This is a genomic window from Paenibacillus sp. S33 (assembly GCF_053615415.1).
The window spans coordinates 2363173-2385913 of sequence record NZ_JBSIEZ010000001.1 but is presented as its reverse complement, the minus strand read 5'-3'; the positions used below and the strand labels follow the sequence as shown (position 1 = coordinate 2385913).

Annotated in this window: 13 protein-coding genes; 1 reads left to right on the top strand and 12 read right to left on the bottom strand. The window is 47.0% G+C overall.

The window, feature by feature from the left end; translation table 11 throughout:
• Window positions 1–11: 11 nt before the first annotated feature.
• The 9 genes from ACWGXJ_RS11265 to ACWGXJ_RS11225 all read right to left on the bottom strand — a co-directional run bounded on the left by ACWGXJ_RS11265 (window position 12) and on the right by ACWGXJ_RS11225 (window position 16074).
• On the bottom strand, window positions 12–1394 hold the full coding sequence (locus ACWGXJ_RS11265; protein ID WP_061831361.1) for an MFS transporter: 1383 nt from the start codon (window positions 1392–1394) through the stop codon (window positions 12–14).
• Between the two features lie 92 nt (window positions 1395–1486).
• Window positions 1487–1954, bottom strand: a complete 468-nt coding sequence (locus tag ACWGXJ_RS11260; RefSeq protein WP_452566745.1) for a MarR family winged helix-turn-helix transcriptional regulator — start codon at window positions 1952–1954, stop codon at window positions 1487–1489.
• Between the two features lie 217 nt (window positions 1955–2171).
• Entirely contained in the window at window positions 2172–5201 is a 3030-nt protein-coding gene (locus tag ACWGXJ_RS11255) for a GAP1-N2 domain-containing protein (RefSeq protein WP_452566744.1), read from the bottom strand.
• Window positions 5198–6463, bottom strand: coding sequence for a TRAFAC clade GTPase domain-containing protein (locus tag ACWGXJ_RS11250; protein ID WP_452566743.1), 1266 nt, complete (start codon window positions 6461–6463; stop codon window positions 5198–5200). The genes ACWGXJ_RS11255 and ACWGXJ_RS11250 overlap by 4 nt, the downstream gene beginning before the upstream one ends.
• Before the next feature lie 16 nt (window positions 6464–6479).
• A complete protein-coding gene (locus ACWGXJ_RS11245; protein WP_452566742.1) occupies window positions 6480–7133 on the bottom strand; it encodes a beta-mannanase in 654 nt (217 codons plus the stop codon).
• Between the two features lie 18 nt (window positions 7134–7151).
• Window positions 7152–8441 (bottom strand): vWA domain-containing protein, encoded by a 1290-nt coding sequence (locus ACWGXJ_RS11240; RefSeq protein ID WP_452566741.1) that lies wholly within the window; start codon window positions 8439–8441, stop codon window positions 7152–7154.
• Between the two features lie 46 nt (window positions 8442–8487).
• Window positions 8488–10854, bottom strand: coding sequence for a transcription initiation factor TFIID (locus tag ACWGXJ_RS11235; protein WP_452566740.1), 2367 nt, complete (start codon window positions 10852–10854; stop codon window positions 8488–8490).
• A gap of 3 nt (window positions 10855–10857) precedes the next feature.
• Window positions 10858–14247, bottom strand: a complete 3390-nt coding sequence (locus tag ACWGXJ_RS11230; protein WP_452566739.1) for a tubulin-like doman-containing protein — start codon at window positions 14245–14247, stop codon at window positions 10858–10860.
• Window positions 14248–14271: 24 nt separating this feature from the next.
• On the bottom strand, window positions 14272–16074 hold the full coding sequence (locus tag ACWGXJ_RS11225) for a vWA domain-containing protein (RefSeq protein WP_452566738.1): 1803 nt from the start codon (window positions 16072–16074) through the stop codon (window positions 14272–14274).
• 445 nt (window positions 16075–16519) lie between these two features.
• Here ACWGXJ_RS11225 and ACWGXJ_RS11220 point away from each other — a divergent pair, with 445 nt between their 5' ends.
• Complete coding sequence (locus ACWGXJ_RS11220; protein WP_452566737.1) at window positions 16520–17437, top strand: hypothetical protein; 918 nt, start codon at window positions 16520–16522, stop codon at window positions 17435–17437.
• Between the two features lie 139 nt (window positions 17438–17576).
• On the opposite strand, the gene ACWGXJ_RS11215 is transcribed toward ACWGXJ_RS11220, so the two are convergent.
• From ACWGXJ_RS11215 to ACWGXJ_RS11205, 3 genes are all read right to left on the bottom strand, one after another.
• Window positions 17577–20333: a PHB depolymerase family esterase gene (locus tag ACWGXJ_RS11215; protein ID WP_452566736.1), complete on the bottom strand. Its 2757-nt coding sequence runs from the start codon at window positions 20331–20333 to the stop codon at window positions 17577–17579.
• Window positions 20334–20531: 198 nt separating this feature from the next.
• Window positions 20532–21662, bottom strand: a complete 1131-nt coding sequence (locus ACWGXJ_RS11210; protein ID WP_069291805.1) for a bifunctional cystathionine gamma-lyase/homocysteine desulfhydrase — start codon at window positions 21660–21662, stop codon at window positions 20532–20534.
• A 1-nt stretch (window position 21663) separates the two neighbouring features.
• Window positions 21664–22587 carry a PLP-dependent cysteine synthase family protein gene (locus ACWGXJ_RS11205; protein WP_452566735.1) on the bottom strand — a complete coding sequence of 308 codons (924 nt, stop codon included), beginning with the start codon at window positions 22585–22587 and terminating at the stop codon, window positions 21664–21666.
• Between the last annotated feature and the right edge of the window lie 154 nt (window positions 22588–22741).

The following is a 22741-nucleotide window of genomic DNA, read 5'->3' as shown; positions in this document are numbered from 1 at the left end:
ACATCAAATGTTTATCCTTGCTCAACAGCAGGCGTATTACGGCGTGAACCCCTTCGGAATTGCAACGCATAAAGTCCCATCGTCACAAGCGCAATCAGTGCAAGCACCGTAAAAATATTGCTAAAATTGAATACCTGCACATTAGATACGACAGGATTCAAATGAAAGGACGACGAACTATCCAGCGTTTTGCCCAAAATACTTGTCGTGATCGCCCCGGCAATGAAATTCAGCAGAGATAGCAGCCCCATTCCAACACCAATCTGGTCTTTCGACAAGGTACGAGAAATCGTGTTGGACATGGCAATTTGCATGAAGGTCTGACCTACGTTTCCGAAAATAAGCAAAAATAAAATCAGATACGGAGAGGCACCCACAAATGTAGACAAGCTGATAAAACAGATAAACAAAAGCGATACAGCTGTATAGACGAGAAACGAATTTCCTTTGCTATCCGCCAAACGTCCTCCTCTTTTACCCAATAAAGCCGAAGCAATAGCAGCCGGAAACATAACCAGTCCAATTATTGCCGGTGTGAGCTGATTGAGACTGTTCAGAAACTGCGGTGCCAAGTACGGCAATCCAAAACTAATCCCCGTCCCTAAAAAAGCGATAAGGAGCCCGTATGAATATTGCTTGTTACGGAACAGCTTCGGCTGGATGAATGGATCATGCGCAGTGTTAATGCGCCATATAAACAGTGCGAATAACACCACACCTACCAGAAAAAACATCATATTGGTTTGCGAAATCGAAAGTAATAAGAAGGCTACTGTTCCACCCAGCAATAATCCGCCCAGAAAATCGAACTTCTGATCTTCTCCACGCTGATCGTCCAAATATTTGCGGAAGAACGGCAATGCGATCAGTGGCAGCATGGAAATGACGAACAAAAAACGCCAGCTTGCAAAGCCTGTGATCAAACCGGAAATAATCGGAGCCAGTGCAGTACCTAACGCCAAGCCGATTGCTGTGACGCCCAAAGCACGTCCCCTTTTTTCAGCCGAGAAATAACGGACTGGGACGATCATAGCAGTTGCCGGAATAACAGCAGCCCCTGCAGCCTGAAGCAAACGAGCTACAATGAGCATCCAAAATTGATTTGCCAACAGTCCAATAAGCGAACCTAGTGCAAAAAAGATAATCCCAAACGTCAGCAAATCCTTAAGACGATACTTATCTGCCAATTTGCCGTAGGTCACCGAGCCAACTGCATACACGATCATATAGCCAGTCAGCAACCAACTTACATCGGAAGCACTAATATGAAACTCCTCTCGAATCACAGGCATAACGACATTAAACATAAAAGCGTTCATCACTGAAAAAACAAGTGTGAAAGCTAGCACTCGCATAAGCTTATCCGCATTGGGATAAGTTTGTTCATTTATCATTTGGTTGTCTCCCTCTCCTGTAAACCTCTTATCTAAGATCATATTTCACTGTTTTTGATACCCCTATCCGGGCAAATTCTCTATATATCCGCTCAAGCGTGGGCGTCCGTAGGGTGGTAGTCGCGGAGAATTTTTTTAAGCAGACAGCGTAGCGTCTCCGATTCTCCTACAGATAATGTTTCACCTACCGAGCTTTTAATTGCCTCAATAGTACGTTCAGCTACTTTGTGAATCTCTAAGCCTTCCTCAGTCAAATAGATTTGCTTCATTCGTGCATCTTCCGGGTGACTTTTGCGTATTGCCCAGTTTTTCTTAACGATCCCGTTAACCAGGCTGGTAACGCTTGATTTATCAATAAGCAATAGCCTTTCCAAATCCGTATTGGTGACTCCAGGCGACACCGCCAGTATATAGAGCGTCTGCGATTGTGGGGAGGTGAGTCCCAAAGGGCGCAGTGCTGTTTCAATTTCGCGCCGGACGGTAGTGAAAATCCATTTAATTAAATACATCGTGCTCTCTTCCTCCCAAGGAAGACAAACGGGATACACCTCACTTCCCATCTCACTACGAACCTCCATATCCATCTAAATTTAATAGTTTGAATTCCAACTAATTTTAATCAGCTGCCTACTTGGTGTCAATACTTTCGTAAAATAATGCTTTACTAGATAAGATGAATTTCAAATTACGAATTCATTCTTTGTGGAAATTTATGTATAGTAAAAGACGAGCCTTGAAGGAAGCCCGTCTTTTACTTTATTTCTGTTTTATAGTTGCTTAGTCTGCACTCTTCACTTGAACCAGTGGGTATTCTTCTCCATCAACGGTAACCGTGCTAGCATCGTTCAGCTCCAGCCTTTGCCAAATGGTCAACAGCGTACGATAAGGATACTTCTTCAGATCGTACTCCTTTGTCTCTGTACCATCACCGGACGTGCTGCCTATGGTTTTATCGGCTGCTATACCACTACCCTCAGTAGAAATCTCCGAAGTCGAGCCTCCGTCCGTGTTGCCTGTCACTGCTCCAGACTGATCGCCGCTTTTTCCGCTGGATGTACCACCACGAGCTGTGGAGCCACTATCCGTGGATTGTTCATCTATTGTCGTACTTTTTGTAGTGGCGCTCCCAGTGTTTACGTCACCGGATGGATCATTGTTCGCATTACTGGCTGCTTCCTTGTCGTTCTGTTCAGCAAGCGTAAAATTTTCGTATAAGTGCTCCTGTTGGTCCGCCCCGACAATGACGAGCTTCTTCGGCTTAAATTCTGTCTGCTCTGTCGATGTCTGAAACGCAAACAACAGCTTGACCATTTTCGTAGTGGACTTGGTATTAGGTACATGTGTCACTATCGCCGTAGGCTCCTCTTTTACGGGCACTGTAGGCTCTACAGGCTGTTGTACAGGCTTCGGAGCAGCAACAGGCGCAGGTGTGTCACCAGATCCGATCACCCCGGTTGCTTTCAGGCCGCCGAGCGTACCTGCAATGACAATCAGCACGATCCCGGAAATCACCCCACCTTTACGAAAACGACGAAGTGTTTTGACCAACGGTGTGTCCGTCTCCTGCTTTGCTGCCAAATAGAAATTTTTAAAAGCAGGCTTTGCAGGTTCAAAATATTGACGCCACAGCGTTTTTTTATGCAGTCCCTCTCGTCCTTCCTTTTGGAAGAATAGAAGTAGCGCACGTCGATACGACGGTTCGAAACCGCCACGTGGAGTAGCAAACTCGGGGTTTTCTTCCGACCATCGGATAAAGCGGTACATCGTATCGTTATCCTTCGCCCATTTGCGGATCGAACTGACCAGACGAGCGAAGTCCAATATTCCTTCTCCCGGCCCGTCAGAACGATAGAATGCAGGCAACAGACGGGCAAAATGGCCTTCCGCAAGCTGCTGGGGCAGCCAGCCATAAGCCCAATCCTGTACCTTTTCTACTTCGCCAGGCTCCAGGCCGTCCAGCACCGACGGTTCCGGTTCCTCCGTATTAAACCAATCGTAAGCCGCAATCAATCGCACTGCTTGTCCCTTGAGGGGAGCAGGCAGCTTTCCAACCCACTGCACCAAATCGGGCCGTGTAAAAAATGGAATCTGTACGACCTGATCGGGTGATATTTCTTTTAGCTCTACTTCGGTAAGTAAATACCGATCCGACGCTTCCTGCAAGCGCTCTGTCAATCCAGATTGCTCCAGCGGGGACAGTTTGCCTACGGCAGAGCTGCTGTCCCATTGACGCAAGCGTTGGTGAATGGCAGCCACAGCCTCTACTGGTTTTCTTTCGGCACGCAGTCTGCCCATCAATGCAGATTCTGCCAAAAGCTGAAAATCGGCATTCGCCGACACTTCGATATACCGACTGCCCCATTCGTGCACAACGGCCAGCAGCCCCTTGGCATCCGGTGTTCTTTTCATCTGACTGTCCATGTAGGGAATGAACAGCATTTTTGTAAGCGCCGGATTACCCAGCACTTTCGTAAAATATGCCTTGCCTAATGACGGATTCTCCTCAATCGTATGGTAAATATACGTGACTGCTTCCGTATTTCTGGCAGTATAAGCATTGTTTAGCGAACGGATTAAATATTCCACCAACCGATTTTCGCTGCTGCGTGCATGAACTTTATAATAGTCCTTGAAACTATCGACTAGACCTACATCTGGAATATATCCATCCTTCACCCGATCAAATTCATGATCAAAAAACGATAGAAATAGATCATTCAGCCTCATTTTACGTGGCAGCGAATCGGGTGGCGATAAATAATCAGTCAAGCTTCGTAATACAGCGATTCGTTGTTCGTTGTATAATGCCCGCTCTCCCTGCTCAATTCTGTACAACGTAATGAGCTCATGATAGCTGGATGGCGTCAAATCACGCCCTGCCTCCATACCTGTCAGCATTTGCTCGGCAAATTTGAAGAAATCATCCGGCGTCTCACCATTCAGCAACGTACGGACAATCCAGTCAAAATACGGCTGTCTCACCTGCTCTACATCCACATTAAGTATTCGACTATGGTTAGACAGGTCAAATACAAAGTCCTTTTCCACATTCCGATCACCGGGACGCAAACTAAAAGGCTCAACGAACATCAAGTGAATGCCTTTTCTGCTGTTCGGTTCCTGTGCATATGTAAGAAATCCGAGTCTGTTCCGAAATGCATAAGGCAGTGCCGCATACAGCACACCCAGCAGCTGCTTGGCTGAAGATCCGACCACTTCTACAGGAACATTCAGCGCTACATATACCTTTTTGCGACCCGCTGCGGACATCATGACTGCGTATAAAAGCTGTTTGAACACTTCTTCGCTCAGCTGCAATTGAGCCAGCACTGTAGACGGGTCAACAGCCGGAAATACACTTCCACCCGGTAGACGCTCCAATTCCGGTAAATCCGTTCCCTGCTCAATATCATAGGTATCAACAAATGATGTGTTCAGCCACTGCTTATAGTCAGACGGAGATTCACCATGTCCGGCTGGAATCACATAGTTGTGCGTGAAAAAGGCGCTCCGCAGCCCAGTAAAATCCGCAGCCTTATAAATACTGCGGCCAAGCACTACATCCCCGGACTCCGTCCGTACCAGTTGCATGGCTTCTGGATAGACGCTTTCCTGCTTCTCGCCACGTGCCGTCAAGGCAGCAGGCGCATCGTATACACATAAGGGATGCAGCACCTTTTTAATAAAAGGCGCATCCAACCCTTTGGAATTAGCCACTGTATCGAAGCCTTCCGTAGAACGGAAAATTCCACGCCGTTCCCGTGTGTACATCTGCTGTTGTATCAAATGAGAGGTAGAATAACTCACTGTGATTCTCCCCCCTCAATGTACTTCAACTTATAAAGCAGCCAAATGAATGGCTCATCCACACGGATCGGACTAACCAACCCTTGCAGCTTTTGCTCCACTGGATTGCTACCTAGCGCGGAAACCGCGAAATAGGCCGTATCCGTAAAATATACATCCATCGTGCCCTTGAACGGCTTATCCACCTTTTCGATGAAGCGTCGAACTTCGCCATCAATGTTCGCGAACTCATCCAAATCCATATATTTGCGATGCTCCATCGGATTAAAAATATTGCTATTCGTCTTGATGTATGTGCCTTCTTCATCTGCCAATGCAGTAAGCATATCACTTTTGGTCAGGACGACAGCGGTCGGAATGTCCGTTTTCCCTTTTTCCTGATAAGCGATAAAATCACCGAACATCGTAAGTACGACATCACGCGGTTCATCATATTGCGAGACCCATTCACCCGGCTTATCGCCAAGATTAATCTTAATGCGCTCCCGAATAGAGCGGATTTGCAGTGGATCGACCATAAAGAGAATACCTGCTGAATTCTTAATATGCTGTCCATGCAGTCCCAGATAGTCCTGATCTACCATTCCCTCACCGGCGACATCAAAAAATACCAGCGTCAGTGGCGGCTTTTCCTCATCCTTAAATACGAACTGGAAGATAAAAGGCTCCTGCATCTTTTCTTTTTGTGTCGATGTAAGCAGATCGCCTCGTTCAAATAGGGGTTCCTCATACATAGTGCGGAACTTTCGGCTAATTTCTGCATTGAGCGGCATGCAAGCCGCGTCAAAATGATCGGCCGTAACATGCTGCAACGTGTGAATCAGGGAGGTCATATAGACAGATTTCCCCGCCTGCGAAGCTCCAATAATCGAAATGATATTGCTAGGCACCTTACCCGCGGTCACGGGCAGCTCGTTATGGCAGTGCGGGCACAGTCGGTGGCGCGTCAGCTCGCCATAACGGTCCGTCAGTCCTGTCAGTACATGATCAGAATACAATCGATGTTCCTCAGGGACATCATGGGGGTGCAAAATCGCCTCCATATCATGCACACTGTCCAAGCCAAAACGCTCCCGATATTTGTTCAACAGCTCATCTTCACCCAAAGCGTAGTCCTCGTCATCTTCACGGTGATGAGAAGCACGGAATACCACGTCCTCCGGGGAAAATTTACTAAAGCAATAAGGGCACACAATATCATAAAATAACGGCCTTGGCGCTGCCTGTGGCTTTCTTCTGAATAAATTACTAAGAAAACTCATCGGTTGCGGCCTCCTTTCATTCAGGAACTAATTCATATACCGTGCCATATTTCTGGCCGTCTGTAAAAAACAGCCGCACATATTCATCTCCCCCCACTTCAACAGCGGGTAAAACATTCCGTCCCGCGGCAAAGGGTGCCGTGAATGGATACAAGGTTCCATCGTCCCGGTCTGCGGGATAGCCCCCGCGCTTCTTCACGTAGCAAAGCGCCTCCTGCGGGACAGGAACTTCGGCTGTCACCTGAATCTGGACAGTTTTGCGGCTGCGAAACCAGCTTTTTTTATGGTGAACCGCATATCTGATTTTAGCCCTTCCCGTACTCAACTCCAGTTGGTTGGCTCCGTCTTGCTGACGGATCACGTAAGTGTCTCCATCCTTCCGAACAGCCGGATACACGGTATACCGTACGCGTCCAATGCCTTCAATTCGGTCACGATAGCTGCCAGCAGCCTTATACTCCTCGCGTGTAAACAGTTTTAGGCTTGAAAAAGGCGGTAAAACTTCACCCTCATTTTGCCCATTCACACCTGCATCGGCTGATTGTTTCGCAATATATACCACGGCTGCGCCCTCAGGCCACTGCCAGCGTAACACAACCCGGTTGTCGTCAATTTTGTGGCTCAGCTCCGAAATAACAGGATCACCGGGCTGTGCTTCCCTATACTGCATAAGTTCCAGCCTCCCGTTCTAAAATCCACTGCTGCGTCGATTGCGCGTTGGGGCTTCCGGTGCCCCTCTCCGGCGTCCTGACGGCGCTCCCTGACTTCCTCCACCGGAAGATCGGCGAGTATTTTCCGCAATCGGTAGAACAAGCGAAAAGACAGCGATAAGGGCTGCCAGTACGAGCGCTGCCACCAAACGAATCATCAAGTCGCCTATAGGCGAGCCAGATAATCCCTTTTCCAAGATAAAGCCAGCGAGCAAGCCTGCCGGGACTCCTCCAATCGCAAAATTCCGCGCGAGAAAACGGTTATCAAACATCAGCCCAAGAGCTAATCCCAATAGAGCGCCGATAATGACCAGAGCCGTTACGCGATAAATGGCAAAATACAGACTGTCGGCATACTCACCTGTCCGCTCCGTTACCAGTGTGCGATCACCGATTTTGTTATATATTTTACCGAACGCCTGAGTAAGTCCTTGGGCATTGGCTACGTTAGAATAAGTTCCGCCCGTCAGTTGGGCGATATTTTGCAATAAGGCTATACCATCCGACTCTGCCAGTTTCAGCCCGATCGTATTAATCGGAATCTGGCGGGCGATATAAGGAGCCAATGCTGTCTGGGTATCCAGATCGCTAAAGCCGTCAGAGAGCATAATAACGAGAGAACCTTTTTCTGCATTACCTTGGGTTTCAATCTCCTTGATCGTCTCGTCCAAAGCAAGCCCGATCTCTGTACCGCCTGACATTATAGTCTGCATACTATCGATTTTGGAATAAACCGCTTGCTTCTCTGCATCTGTGCCAATGGGAGTAAATGGCTGAACCAACTGCGCAGCAGATTCAAATGAAACAATGGCTACCCGCTTGTCTTCATCCATTTGGCCAATTAGACTTTTGGCAGCCGTTAGGCGTTCATTATCAGGATCTGTTTGCTGCATACTCCCGGAATTATCAATCACAAGCACAAGGTCCTGTACGCTCTTGCGCCCTTCAGGATTAACCTGGTAGCCCAACTCCAATAGCAGACCTGCCACGAACAACATCACCAGCGTAGCAGGCACCAGTAACTTCCAGGATAACCCGGAGTAGCGCTGACGCCATGAGTGTCCATTTAACTGTGGCGAAATTAGTTCGCCGATCAGACAACCTAGGCCAATGCACAGGGCCATGATGCCAAAATACAGCCCGATCACGACGATATGCGGCCAGTGCCCTATCAATTTGTGAAGAATAAGCTCTCCCAAGATGAAGCCTACTACAGCGCCCAGCAAGCCGAACAGCAATAGGAGAACGTTAAATTTACGCTGCTTCATAAGAATCGTTGCTTCCTTCCATCATTAAAGTAGGATGAATATGTGGCTACCGCAATTCCGGCAACCGGTCCACGTCGATTCCGTGAAACACGAAACCATTCGCAGTATATGTCTCATAATACGTTTTGCCGTTGCGGTAAACCATCAGATCCTCCAGATGGAAGCCGCCCATCAAATGCAGCTTTTCCACCCCGCTGCTGCGACGCTCATGTACAAAACCCAGCTTGTAAATACGCGAAGTAATGTCTACATCCATGGCATAAGGAAGAAATTCGCCTTCGTAGTCACCAAAGAAGTACTTTTCTTCATACCGATGCTCATGGGTATAGTCGAGCAAACGTACGTTAATTCCGCCATGTTCCTCTAACGTTTGATACAGTTTTTTAAACAGCTCATCCTTCGGAACGACCAGCCGATTTTCATATGCAGCAGCCACATTGGCACGCCGCAATAATTCTTCTTCGAAGGTCTGATTAAACGGCTGTGAACTAAGGATCAAGGTGCGGCAAGTCTGCGTAAGTCGATCCACCAATGAGGACAGACCCCCGTCCAGCAATCCGGATACAGGCCCCATATGCCGGGTATCAAAGAATATAGATTTCCCCCGCTTGCTTTCCAGCTCACGCATGACATCCTCCGTCACACGCTCGTAATATTCGAACAGGTTTTGACCTGTGTAACTATCGGCCTGCCGGATACTGTCCGTTGCAGCTTGATGCAGTTCACGCTCCAGGCTGGAAAGCTGTACTGTAATATGCTTCGCCTGCGCATGCCATTTTTCTAGTGCCAGTTCATAGCGGCGGAGCAGCTCCAAATCGGCTTGAATTCGCAGCATGTGCAGTTTGTGCCCGTAAACCGTCTCGGTCAGGTAACGAATCAAGCTTCGAACATTATGCTTATCCATGAGTGGCAATCGTTGAAAAGGTTGGTCCTCCACTCGCCCGCTATACAGGGTGTCCAGTTCAGCGGCACTAATCTGCAAGTCATTGGACGTATCCCGAATCAGTCCACGAATGGCTGTAAGCACATTCCCTGTTTTATTTTCATCCGTCCAGTCTGTCAACTCGAAAAAGCCGATTTCAGGATATTCCTTGGCAGCTGCGTTCACAGCCGACTGTAGACCTGATTCCGCCTGAAAATCTCCTAACCGTTTGTGCACAATCCGTTCACAGTTATCGCGGAAAAAGGCTTCGCAGCCCTGACCAAACAAGGCTTCCTCCGCCTCACGTAATGTCATTCGCTTCAACGAGCCGTAGCTGGCTCCGCTGGTCATCAGTGCGCTCATATCCGTGATCGCTTCATTACCAGGAACGAGATCATTTCGCGTGCGACCGCGCTCAGCAGCATCTAACCCAAAATAATTCAGCTTATCGCGTATGTCCCACTCCTGCTCTGTTCTCATACGCTCTAACAGCTTCACATAAAAGTGATACAGCACCGTAAGTGCGATTGACTGGTTAGGGCGGTTGACTCGGGAAAATCCAGCCGACACATAACCCTGCCGCCCGGATTCCGTCATGATGTTGTTTTTAAACGATGTATTGTTGTATCCCCCATCCTGTGACCGATAGGAATCTCCTGCCTGATAGCGGTTTTTAAGAAGCTGAATATGGCAAATGATGTCACAACTTTCTCGCAGGCTATTCGGCACCGTTACGCCGCGTTCGTTCTTGTCGGACAGCACATAGACGAGGTCGAACAACGGTGATGGAGCATGGGTTACTGGAATGGTCAATTTGTCCTCGGTCATATGAAGCGGTGCCGTAAACGTATAGTCTGGACTCTGGATATAGTCCAGCTCTCGCATGAAAGCAACGGACGTTGCACTACTGTAGCCGAATTGGACAGCCTGATCGCTTTCATTCACCAACACATACAGATCCATTTGTACCGATTTAAAAGACTGTGCAAAAATATACTCCGCCAACAGCGTAATTTCAGGGATTAATACGTTCATGGGGTCATCCGCTGTCGTCAAAATCGACAAATGGACACGCTCGAACGAAGAATACAACCGACCGTAATCTGCCAGATGTCCACTAGCCCGGCGCAACGCGGTGTTAAGCTCAATTAGCTGCGATTCATGTGTATAAAAAGCCTGGTGCAAGTCACGGCGTATCGTTTGGTGGCCACTTTCCTCCGGTACCGCTATCGTATGCACAATAGCATCCACCGAACGATCTACAGCCGCATGTTCTTCCTGCGAGCGGATCTGAATATACGTTACTCCCGTGCTGTTATCCCACTTGGTCCGGTTGATATCTGCAATGGTGTTCATCACCGGGTTCATGCGATCACCGATAAAAAGAAACACGGACGGGAAATGGATGCTGCTGCGTCCATCCCCACTTCCGATTAATTGGTCCTCTGCGGCTGCATAGTCAGCCGCATAACGTAACAGCTGCTCTCTCATACTTTATTTCAACTTTCTGCGGATGTCGTTTAATTTTCCAGCCATTTGAGCATAAAATGCATATAGTTCCGCTCCGTTAGCCAGCTCCACCTTTTCATATTCCAATTGATTGCGGGCCTCTGTGTAAGTTGCAGCCAGTTCATCCAGCTTCGACAGCAGTGGTGTAATATCCTCCGACGAAGTCAATACAGCATCACGGCGATCCGCCTTGCGCATTAGAGCTGCGAATTTCTTTTCATCCAAACCACGGAAGTTTGTAAACACTTCAAACTCCACATAATTACGGCTCTTCATGACATTGGCAAACGGCTCCCAAGCCTCTTCCTCTTCGTCACGATCATAGACGTACAAAGCGCCTTTTTTCGTAATCGTGTCTGTATAGAGAGCCTGAATGAACTGATCCAGCCATTTTTCATCATCCTGATATTTGCCCAGCAAAGCTTCCAGTTCAGTTGCTTTCGCTTCAATTTGTGTATATTTCGCTAGTTCTTCACGAACCACCTGTGTTAACTCTGGTGAACGGATCAGGTTTTCCTTCGCCATCTCTTCATTGATGCTGCCAAAGATGTCCTTGCTTCCGGCCTGCTCCAACCCTTCAGCCAGCAGACGTTTCAACTCAGACCATGCTCTTTTCACCTCACCCAAATTCGGCTTGGATTCCTGCAAGCGCATATCGTAGCCTGCCAGCATCGCATTCAGATCTAGCGCATGTGAACGGATTACAGTGAAGCGGCTGCTCGTATTCTGATCGACATCCTTTTCCCGAATCACGCCAAGTGACTTGGCACGGTCAAAATCATTACGAATGCGGGCATTGTAAGCTTGCACACGCGAATTGACGTAAGTTTCGCCCCATGACTTTTCAGGAATCGGCGACGGCAGATTAGTCCAGTTGTTCTGACCTGTTTGTACCAGATGGCGGCCAATACCTTCGCGGTCAAGAATCGTTTTTTCATAGCTTTCTTCATACACTTTGAGCGGCGTATATACAAACAGAGGAACACCATTACGCGTATTGAGCCAGAAAATCCGGTTACGAACTTCACTCTCTTTAATAGTAAAGTGTGATTTGCCAATTGCATTATTTTGATAATTGCGAACGCCTTTCAGGATATTAGGTGACTGTACAGGTACTGAAACGAATCCCCATGATGGGAAGTACAAGTTGCCAGAGCTATTGCTCAGATGAAACACAGGTACAGCTTCCTCATCTAGTTTGCTCGCAATGTAGCGCTCCACAAATTTTTCAATGGCTTCATCTTGCCCGTATTTCATGACGAGGAAATCTTCCATGGAACGGGTAATGAGATCACCGAACTTATCAGTCAAGAAATTGGAGATTGAGCTGATGATGTCCATATCCTGATCCTTCACCCATTGGTCTGAATTTTCGAGCAATTCTTGGGCAAAATCACGAATCAAATCATCACCGTTGCGGTTATCCAGCAGCTTGGTCACAACTTCAGAAATATCCGGTACACTTACCAGATTCCAATAGTACGTTTTGTTACCTTTGTGATCGGACTGTTCCTCGCCGTTAATCAGCAGATCGCCATTCTTCTCGAAAATTGCGCTCAGCGCGTTCAAAATTTCAGTAAATACATTATAAATGCGGCTATTTTCCTTGTTTAACAAGTTATACAGGTCTTCATAAAATTCAATGAGCTGCTCTGTACGTTCCACATCAGCCCGCAACCAATATTCATTAATCTTCGCTTCAATGTACGCATTTTTCTTTTTATCCTTGGACACAAACGCGCTCTTGGCATCGCCCAGCTTTTCGTTCGCCTGCTCACGCGCCCATTCAATGTCCGTTGGAATACGGTGCAATGATTCACGCAACGTCTCAACATATGAAAGCAGCATTTTCAGCAAGCTAAATCCTTTTTCAGTATAAATCATGCGGGATACATAAAACGGCCCTTGCTCAGGATGCAAAAACATCCGGCGGATTTGGTCCGTAAACTGTCCTGTAATTTCGCCAGGAAGCTGTTTCTTCGCTTTGATATACTCTTCGCGGGCACGCGTCAGGAACGTTTGCTCCAGCTCGGTGTCCATATTGACCACTTGCATTTTAACGACATTGCTATAACTTAACCGTTCACTGTTTTCAAAGCCCGGAAGCGGCTCAGGTACACGGGATTCAAAGTTTTTGATCATGCTATCCAGATCCACGCCCAGCTTGCGAGCAAACTTCTCTACATCCTCTTGATTTGGCGATTGATCGAACATTTTGGACATTTTGCCAAACATTCGATAGGCCAGATATGTCGTCATTTCCTCCATTGGCAGTACCGCCGAGGAAGCCCCGATAATATTGTAATCGTAGTTTGCCGGATACGCCTTATTCATTTGTGCGATGTTGGTACGGATATTGCTGATATAGTCATGAATGGCAAACTCTTCGCCCGACTGTTTTTCCTCACTCGCCATAAAGTTAGTGATGTTCTCAGCGGTGACATTCATGCAGTAATCATAAGCATTTTCCAACAGCTTGCCTTCCGTATTCGTGGCCGAAATGAGATGGCACAGATTAAACGGTGGAAGCGGCGAGTTCACGGTCAAAATGTTGCCGTACTGCTGCTTAAAGCGCTCACCACGGCTATCTACATTCATCCAATAGTCCAGTTCTTTCAGTGCAGCATAGCCGTTCTTTTTAATATATTCACGGGTATGCTCGCTCAGGCTTTTGTTCGCCAAATTAATATCCGGTGTAAACAGATAACCTAATGTATTTACACGGTCTACGCCTGCAGAGCCATAGTCGCGTTCAATAATTCCTCGGACGATATATGAGATATCGAGGAAGGTACCGCTTCCTGTACCGCCGGACAAACCGGACAGCAGAAACACCATAAGCTTCTTGTTGGTGCCTTCAGACAGGGTTTTGATTTTTTTGTCAATGCTTTGTACGACCTGATTGATTTTGGTGAACAGCAGCAATCGTCCTGCCTGCCGCACCCCTGCCGCACCGTTCATACCATCGGTAATGCTTAGTTCGGGAGACAGCCAATCGGTAATGTACGGCTCAAGAATGCTGCGGTTTTGCAGCAATCCGCCGATTTCCGCATTGGATAGCAGTACAAACTCATTGATGGGGTCCAAACCAATCCCCTTGTATTTTTTGTTGCGATCTTGTTCATTCGTTTCAAAAGCGAGAAATTCCACATTGTCCGGTTTATCGCTCTTTTTCTTGGAAATCGGATCTGCTGGAAGCTTGAATCTACGGTTAATTTGATATTTCAAGCGGAGAAGGGCATCAATCCCCGTACCTCCGAGTCCGATAATTAAAATAGGATTATCAATTGTATCAACTCTGATCTTATCGCTTACGATCCCTCCGCCGAGTGATACGTCTAATTGTTGGATATGCTCTCTAACTACTGGTTTCATAGATATGACCTCCTAAGGGTTCGTTTAGCTGTTTACTGAAATAAACTCCAGTAAAATGGTTTTGTCCACACTGGCTAACGGGATCGTCAGACGATCACCGTTTTTGAGTTCGAGACCGTTGCCTGTGTCTACAGCCCGTCCGGATTTTTCAATCGTAATCTCAGGGGTACTTCGCACAATAATACGATCCTGATTGGCTGGTGTGAACACGACCTTGTCGGTTGCAGCAAATTCCGGTGCCAGTTGCAGCAACTGGTGCAGATTAAATTTGCCTCGGAAGGTGTTCAGCTTCTTGTATTGCGGATACGTTTTTTCGCCGGTGTTCTCATCCCGGATTTCCAGTACGATTTGACCGACAAAGCCACGGTTGGCCTTTTTGACAGCCTTCCAGATGAAATACGCGGCAACCAGCAGAACAAGCAGTCCCAGACCTAAAAGAATGAGTGGCATTAGCTTGGACTTTTCAGCAGGTGTTGTTGGCTGCGTCGTGCCCGTATTCGTACCGCTCGTCGCCCCTGCTTTAGCACTGATGGTTACAGGCTGTGTTTCACGGTAAAAGCTCTTCTCCTCTGCTCTAACGGTTAGTTCGTAGTCATGCTCATCTGGAATCGTATAGGAACCGGTAAAAGAATCCCCTGCATTGGTTAACGGCACCTCATTCGTTGTACCGGAATCCAGATCCTTGACCTTCAGAACAGCATTCATATTCGCATATAATTCCTGATCTTGGAGCTGCTGGCTATTGCTCGTCAGGTAGGAACGAATTTGAACTGCATCGCCTTTTTTGTATGATTTGGCTGACGGTGCGTCCATTTTCAGCTCCAAATCATAGTTAAACACCAGATTAATATCAATCTGATCCTGCTGGACTCCCTTGACTTGGAGCTTCCAGTCACCAGCCACAGGCTTAAGCAGTTTAATCAGCGAGTAGCTTTTGGACTTGGACAGCAGCACATCGCTCGAAGGAATTGGCTTGGTGTTGCCCGACGGGTCTATCAATCGCGCATCCACCGGTTTTGAGGACATGATCGAAATATTAGCCTCCAGCACACTATCGTTCGGTACGGTTACCGTTACATCCTGATAGTCGCCGTTTGCCGTAATGGACTGCAAAGGCACCACTTTCAACTTCAAATTGCTGGCGAAAATTTCACTCAAAATGTTCGGCAGGTCATCCGCTGAGCTTGTAATAAAAGATTTGCCGCCCGTTTGCTGCGCTATGTCGGCGAGCTTGTTTTTATTCAGCTTTCCATCTGCATTCAAACCGATGGTGTAGATTGGAACGCCGTTATTTTTAGCCTCGGCTACAGCCTGTGCCATATCCTGATCGGATTGGCTTTCGGTTCTGCCTGTCGTCTTATTAAAATCGTTGTTACCGTCGGCCAGCATGACGATCATAGGCGCATGTCCAGCTGTTTTACCATCTTGCAAAATGCGGATCGCTTCCTTGACACCCACGGAGGTGTCAGTATACGCCCCCCGGTTCAGTCCGTCAATAAACGTCTTCAGTTCCTGCTTATCCGCTTCGGATGTAATATTAAGCAAGGCTTTCTCGCGCTGTACGACATCCGTATATGCTACAATCCCGACTTTGTCATTTTGGGTCGACAGCATATCAATGAACATTTTCATGGCTTCATTGCCAATTTTCCCAGGATCACTGGTGTTCATCGAATTACTTACATCGACGACCAGCACCGCATCCACCTTAGAAGCAGAGGGTGAAGCGGCATTCGCCATCTGTGGCTGCCATGCCAAAATCGAGGTCATGATCATTGTACATATGATTCCGATGACCAAAAACCATTTTCTGTCTCTACTAAACATCGCTTGTACCCCTTTGCCAGTTAATTCTCATTCTAAATTACAGTTGTACTCCCCTACTATTAAATTATAATGAGTTTTACATGAGCGCCAGCTGAAAATACTGTCCGAATGGTCTGAAACCAACCAAAAAGCCTGTTATACCGCGTGATTTTACCAATATCCTGCAGTAATGATATAATTATACCCCAACAAGGGCAATCGGGCACCAGCCTTCTCCTTTATACGACAAAAATGACAGTAGCGAAACCCGCCCATGTAAAATATTGAAGTAAAAATCCAAGTAGAAAGAGGAAGTACACTATGATCTCATACGGATGTCTGGCGATTATGTTTCTTTTTGTCGCCATCAAATCACTAATTTACTATATACATAAAAAACGGGCCCCGTCGATTACACAAATCGACACCGAGCTTCTAGCACTGCTGAACCGGAGAAGTGAACGCAATGAATAGTTCCAAACAAGCTGTACAATTTCGCCCATTTACCCGCACTGAGCACGCCTTCCAAAAGCTAAGAGTCTGCAAGCGTTGTGGACAATTCACTGCCCTTTGGGAAGAGAAATGCACATCATGTGGTCGGGATACACTAGTTCCTGTAGAGCAATATGCCAGACTCAGAGCCAAACGTTATTTTCGTAAAGACCTTGCTGTCAGTGTCATATTGCTGGCCGCTACTGTCTTTTTCGGCCACTCACCGCAACAAATGCTTTTGTGCGGTATCGTCGGTGCGCTTCTTCTGCTGCCCTTAGTACTTCTACAGCAGGGTATTTATCCTTATGAACAGCGTAGGCAGCTTATACGTCTGTTCAGAGGTCGTATAGAGCAGATCCAGGAAGGACTAAACGTTAATCATAAAAACGCGGTTGCCCTGCGGCAACTCAGTGAGCGTGTCTCCTATGAAATGCTGCGTGAGATGGCTGTACTCATTCACAATGATCGGATAAGGCTCCAGCAGGTTGCCCTGCTGCAATCTTTCGTTCTCCGCAAAGACATGGAATTAACGCTCGATCCCCTCCTGATCAAGAGCTTCGAGCCGCTTATGGTCAGATATATCGGAGAGATTGCCAGACTCAATCGTGAGCTGATCAAGGACCGGACATTCCGATACGTAGTCTTTTATGAGCGCCGTATTCTGGAATTGGCAGGGGGCGAAGATATTCTCGTCCGCGTAGCCAGTGCAGCTGTCCGTAAAAAGCGCTACGTAGTCACCCATGCCGCTTTCATTTCCAGATATGTACGCAAACTGCCAAAGGAACGAGTCCAGCGTTTATATCATATCATTCAAGAGAATCCGTTAGAACCCTTTGGAGATTTGGCCGATGAAGTAAAGATCATATACCTGATGGAGCAATATAAAAGCTAAGCTGCCACAATACCCTTCTTTATATGACGTCATCTCGATCACAAATCACTGCAATGAACCAGCAAAAAACCGTCAGGATCGCCAACGTGCCTCCAGACGGTTTTTTTAATTATGGATTATTATAACATTGTTATCTTTTTTATTGGCCTTGCAGTTTTTGCTGCGCATGTCGAATGGAAGTAAAGTTAAAAGCACGCACTCCCTTGCTATCATACACAATAATCTCTTTATTCAAATACGGGTGTAGGCCATTAAAGTATCCTGGCATAATCAGTCTGCGCATAAATAGGTTTTTACCCAGCATACGGGGTGAATTGGTCGCTACTACAAGCATTTGCTGGGTTGCAGACCATGGGCTAGGTTGAATATATGACAGACAATACTCGCCTGCCGTAAAGTCGTCGCCCAATGTATACCCTTCCTCCGTACATGTAATTTGCAGATCGGCTTGGTGCTTCTGAAGCAGCTCATGTCTGGACAAGCCCGAAGTGATACAAATCACGTTGCTATCAGCCAGTGCTTCCTCCGTAATATCATTAGAAGACACCACGGGATAATGAACACCGATATACGGATTCCAAGTTGCTGTTCGTGGGCTAGCCAAGGCGTTCGCCGTCCGTCTCACCGCCTGCTCTTCCTCCGGTGTAGCATAGCTGGATGGAAGGACAATGTGAAGACGATCCATATAAACGTCAATCACACCCATACCGTGGCTCAAAACGTTTCTTCCCACGCTTTTCGAATCCACCGTTTTCATTTTGGCATTCAATTCTTTTGTAAAGCATCCACTGCTTTCTTCCTCCCGTTCGGCAATCAAACGGTATTCAGGTGAGGGGCGTTTATGTGACTGTGTTTTAACAAAGCGAAAGCGGCTGTATTCCCGCAAGTCCAACACGAAAATACGGGCTCCGATACGAACCTGGGCCAGCTCCAAGGGCATGACCTCTTGAGAAAGATGAATGATAAATTCTTCGGCGTGAACTGCCTCGATATCCAACTCACCTGTGGCACTCATTTCACCGTACAACTCGGCATATTCCTCATTTTCATCCATTCGCGTCAGTTCCAGCCAGTAAGCCCGGTTATGTCTCCCCCGTTCCGTCCGATAGGCAATACGCTGAGGTACGACATCTCTTTTCCATTGCATAAGCCAACCCAGTACGCCGTCCAGAAGTCTCAGCTCATGCGTATCCCAGTGATTAGACTGCCGCTCTACAACACCTCTAAAATGATCAGATAGGAGCTCTGTTACAGGGGCTGTGTATGCTTGTGCAAATAAGTAATCCTGATCTCCGCATACATTCAATATTGGCATATTCAACAGATTTATCAGATGCTTAGGATGTGGCGCTCCAGAGATAACCGCAATAGCCGCAAACCGAGAAGGATAAGCCTGTGCCATCGCCCAGGCCGCATATGCTCCGTTCGAATAACCCGTCAGATAGATCCGCTCTTCGTCCACTCGGTATGCTTGCAGTATGACATCCAGCGCCTCCAAAAAAGCAGCTTCTCCAATATAACTACCCAACGTTACACCACGACATGAAAAAGTAACAAATATAGCTTCCTCTTCCCAGCCTTGCCCAAAACCTCGATTCTGAAAATCCGGCAAACCCAGCTCATATCGCTTGCCTGGCATCAGGACGATCAGAGGATACTGTCGGTCAGTCGAGTAGCTTCTGGGAAGCTGAATGGTATAGCGTTGCAAACTATTGTCCAAACGGGAGACAAAAAATCCTTCCCCAATTCCGTCATTAGACAAAAAAATGTGTTCTTCTTGAAGTAAGGATGGGGACTGTGACTGTTCGGTATGTCCATTTGTGAAGATCTGTTTTAATAGCTTGATGTATTCACGCACAATCCGATAATCCCAGATTTCAAAAGGATCTTCCGGCAAATCCGTTAACCTTTTTAATTCTTCAAGCAGGCCCTCTATTTGTATTTTCTGCGTAGAAGGAAGAATATCTATAGCGCGGGCTTGAATGTACCGGTCATACTCTTCCTGCAAGCCCTCCACGACGACTGACAAAGGCCGCACAAGTGCCGAATACACAAAATGATGCTCCACAGCCTCATGATCCCGATATGTAACGGTGAAGTGCAGCATTCCCGTATTCCTGGCCTTTTCCTGATCCCAGTCATAGCTTTGCTCCTGCTCCCAATGTGCTGGAAAGCGATCCAGCTTTATGCCTTCATCATTCGTTACCTCGACCCATAACGTTTGATCTAAGGGAAGATCTATCCGATCCTTACGCAGTAAATAAAATAAGATCGGGCTGTCTTCACCCTCCCTGCCAGCACTTTTCTCAACCTCTAGCCATGCCATATGAAAACGTATATTACGCTCTACAAATTCACGATGCAGTTCTGCCACATCTGGTTCGTCGCATACCTGATTTCCACTGATACGAATAGAGCGGGCCTCCTCAGGAATAAACGCAGCAATGATAACTACCGTGTGATCGCCTTCCTCCAGATACAAGCGAAAAGGACCGGATTCCGCATATACCAGTGTGCCATCTATCCAAATTTGTCCCGTTCCTTCAAAGGGTCTGAAAATCACTTCCTGTGCAACCATACAACGAAGATTTGAAACCAGCAAAAGCCTTTCTTGTTCGGCCAAAGGCGGAAAAACACCTAGATTCAGTTCCGCAGTCCGAGGGTCTAGCTCGGTCAGTAATCGGCACGCTGCCTTTCCTCCGGCTGAAAGCTCTATTCCTTCTTCACCACAAGCCTTTTCCAAATTCCAATCCTCATGGGCAAAATAATTGGACCATTCCCTGCCCACACCACAATTTTCCGGGAGCATGACCGGACCGACTGCATAAGCAGACCTCAGACGTACCGGATGATCCGACAGCACAGTTGTTGCTTTTTCCAGATGTGTGAACCTCATAACATTCCCCCTCCAGGTTTTTGTTTCCTCAGAGACGTAGTCGCGGTTATATCCCGTTTAACATTCAATTGAACTATATAAAACTATTCGTTATTACATCTACGTACTCCTCTGTTCTTCTCAAAAAAGTAGCTATGATAAAAAAACAAAAAAAAGAGGCAGCCTCAGCTACCTCTCTTGATCATTACACTTATTTTCTTACAATGCTGCCTGTAAGTCTTCGATCAAATCTTCCAGATCTTCGATCCCAACCGAAATCCGCACCAAACCTTCGGTAATGCCTAACTCTGCACGACGTTCTACCGGAATAGAGGCGTGCGTCATACGTGCCGGAACACTAATCAGACTTTCAACCGCTCCCAAGCTTTCAGCTAGTGTAAAATATTTTACCTTTTTCAGAAGTGCAACCGCGTTAGCGTCACTACCTACATCAAAGGAAATGATGCCGCCAAAGCCTTCAGCCTGGGTTTTGGACAGTTCATGTTGTGCATGGCTTTCCAGTCCAGGGTAGTACACTTTGCTAACCTTCGGATGTTTTTCCAAAAAGGCTGCAATTTCCTTCGCATTTTGCTCAATCGCTTCCATACGCAGACCCAATGTTTTAATACCGCGGATCAATAACCAAGAATCCTGCGGGCCGAGAATAGCACCAATGGCGTTTTGCAGAAAATGAAGTTGCTCTCCCAGCTCGTCGCTGTTCACAACAGCCAGACCGGCTACAACATCGCTGTGGCCGCCCAAATACTTGGTAGCAGAGTGAATGACGATATCAGCCCCAAGTGTAATTGGCGTCTGCCAATAAGGGGTAGCAAATGTGTTGTCGACGATCAGTAAAAGATCATGTTTTTTTACAAGCTCCGAAACAGCACGGATATCAGTAACCTTCAAAAGCGGGTTCGTTGGCGTTTCGACATACAATGCCTTCGTATTCGGACGAATTGCTTTGGAGATGGCTTCCAGGTCAGTCGTATCCACAAATGTGGATTCAATTCCGATACGGCTGAGCACTTTGCTTACAATACGGTAGGTGCCTCCGTATACATCATCGGTCAGCAAAATATGATCCCCTGCGTTAAACAGTGAAAATACCGCATGAATGGCTGCCATACCCGAACCGAAAGCAAAACCACGCTTTCCTTCTTCCAGATCCTTGATCAGCTCCTCCAGAGCAAACCGGGTCGGATTGCCTGTACGCGAATATTCGTATCCCTTATGGACGCCAATTTCCTCTTGCTCATAAGTGCTTACCTGATAAATAGGAACGTTAACCGCGCCTGTATGGGGATCGGTAGGAAGCCCACCGTGAATCAGTTTTGTTTTGCGTTTCATTTTATATCCCGCCTTCATATATTTTTTTGCTCAGATAACGTTCGCTGCTATCCGGGAAAATGGTAACAATATGTGCGCCATCCGGTGCATTTTCTGCTTCCAGTAAAGCGGCATGTAAAGCAGACCCTGAAGAACTGCCAACAAGAAGACCTTCACGTGCAGCCAGTTCCTTGACACGGTCAAAAGCATCGACATCGCTAATGGTGTGAATGGCATTGAAATATCCTTTATCCACAAATTCAGGGATTAATTCCATGCCAATTCCTTCCGTTTTATGTGGGCCTGACTCGCCGCCATTCAAAATGGACCCTTCTGGCTCCACGATGACCGTTTTAAGGGCTGCATTTTGTTCCTTAAGGTAATGCGAGGTTCCCATAAACGTTCCCCCCGAGCCTGCACCTGCCACAAATACGTCCACTTTGCCGTCCAGATCGTTCCATATTTCAGGTCCCATTGTCGTATAGTATGCCTCGGGATTATCTGGATTACTGAATTGCCGTGGCAAGTATGCATCTTTTATTTCAGCAGCTAATTCTTTTGTTTTTTCGATAGCTCCTTTCATCCCCTCACTTGTCGGGGTATGAACGATGCGTGCTCCCAATGCCTTCATCAGGTCCTGCTTCTCTTGGCTGAACTTCTCAGGCACAGCAAAAATAACCGAGATATTATAATGAAGCGCTGCCATCGCAAGACCAATACCTGCGTTGCCTGCTGTTGCTTCAATTAATGTCCCCCCTGGCTTCAGCTGACCTGTTTTTAATGCTTTTTCAATTAGAGCCTTCCCCACCCGATCCTTAACGCTGCCGCCGGGATTCATAAACTCCAGCTTCGCAAACAGGCGAATTCCTCTCGGTAGAGAATAGCTGTTCAGCTCCACTAATGGCGTGCGTCCGATGAGTTCAAGGGTATTTTGATATACATTCATAATTTCAAGCTCCTTTTAATGGCGAATCCAAAATAAACCAATGGTCAAAAATTAACGCCTATTGTCGGAGAAGTTCGCTATCATCTCCGAGAAAACACAGTAATACGGTAAGTATTGATGCAATAAGATTTTATGTGTATTTGAAGCTTTTGTC

Excerpts from the sequence above, each read along its gene's own strand:
- ACWGXJ_RS11245 (WP_452566742.1), bottom strand. The coding sequence starts at position 7,133 with ATGCAGTATAGGGAAGCACAGCCCGGTGATCCTGTTATTTCGGAGCTG.
- ACWGXJ_RS11205 (WP_452566735.1), bottom strand. The coding sequence starts at position 22,587 with ATGAATGTATATCAAAATACCCTTGAACTCATCGGACGCACGCCATTA.
- ACWGXJ_RS11260 (WP_452566745.1), bottom strand. The coding sequence starts at position 1,954 with ATGGGAAGTGAGGTGTATCCCGTTTGTCTTCCTTGGGAGGAAGAGAGC.
- ACWGXJ_RS11240 (WP_452566741.1), bottom strand. The coding sequence starts at position 8,441 with ATGAAGCAGCGTAAATTTAACGTTCTCCTATTGCTGTTCGGCTTGCTG.
- ACWGXJ_RS11235 (WP_452566740.1), bottom strand. The coding sequence starts at position 10,854 with ATGAGAGAGCAGCTGTTACGTTATGCGGCTGACTATGCAGCCGCAGAG.
- ACWGXJ_RS11230 (WP_452566739.1), bottom strand. The coding sequence starts at position 14,247 with ATGAAACCAGTAGTTAGAGAGCATATCCAACAATTAGACGTATCACTC.
- ACWGXJ_RS11215 (WP_452566736.1), bottom strand. The coding sequence starts at position 20,333 with ATGAGGTTCACACATCTGGAAAAAGCAACAACTGTGCTGTCGGATCAT.
- ACWGXJ_RS11250 (WP_452566743.1), bottom strand. The coding sequence starts at position 6,463 with ATGAGTTTTCTTAGTAATTTATTCAGAAGAAAGCCACAGGCAGCGCCA.
- ACWGXJ_RS11210 (WP_069291805.1), bottom strand. The coding sequence starts at position 21,662 with ATGAAACGCAAAACAAAACTGATTCACGGTGGGCTTCCTACCGATCCC.
- ACWGXJ_RS11220 (WP_452566737.1), top strand. The coding sequence starts at position 16,520 with ATGAATAGTTCCAAACAAGCTGTACAATTTCGCCCATTTACCCGCACT.
- ACWGXJ_RS11225 (WP_452566738.1), bottom strand. The coding sequence starts at position 16,074 with ATGTTTAGTAGAGACAGAAAATGGTTTTTGGTCATCGGAATCATATGT.
- ACWGXJ_RS11265 (WP_061831361.1), bottom strand. The coding sequence starts at position 1,394 with ATGATAAATGAACAAACTTATCCCAATGCGGATAAGCTTATGCGAGTG.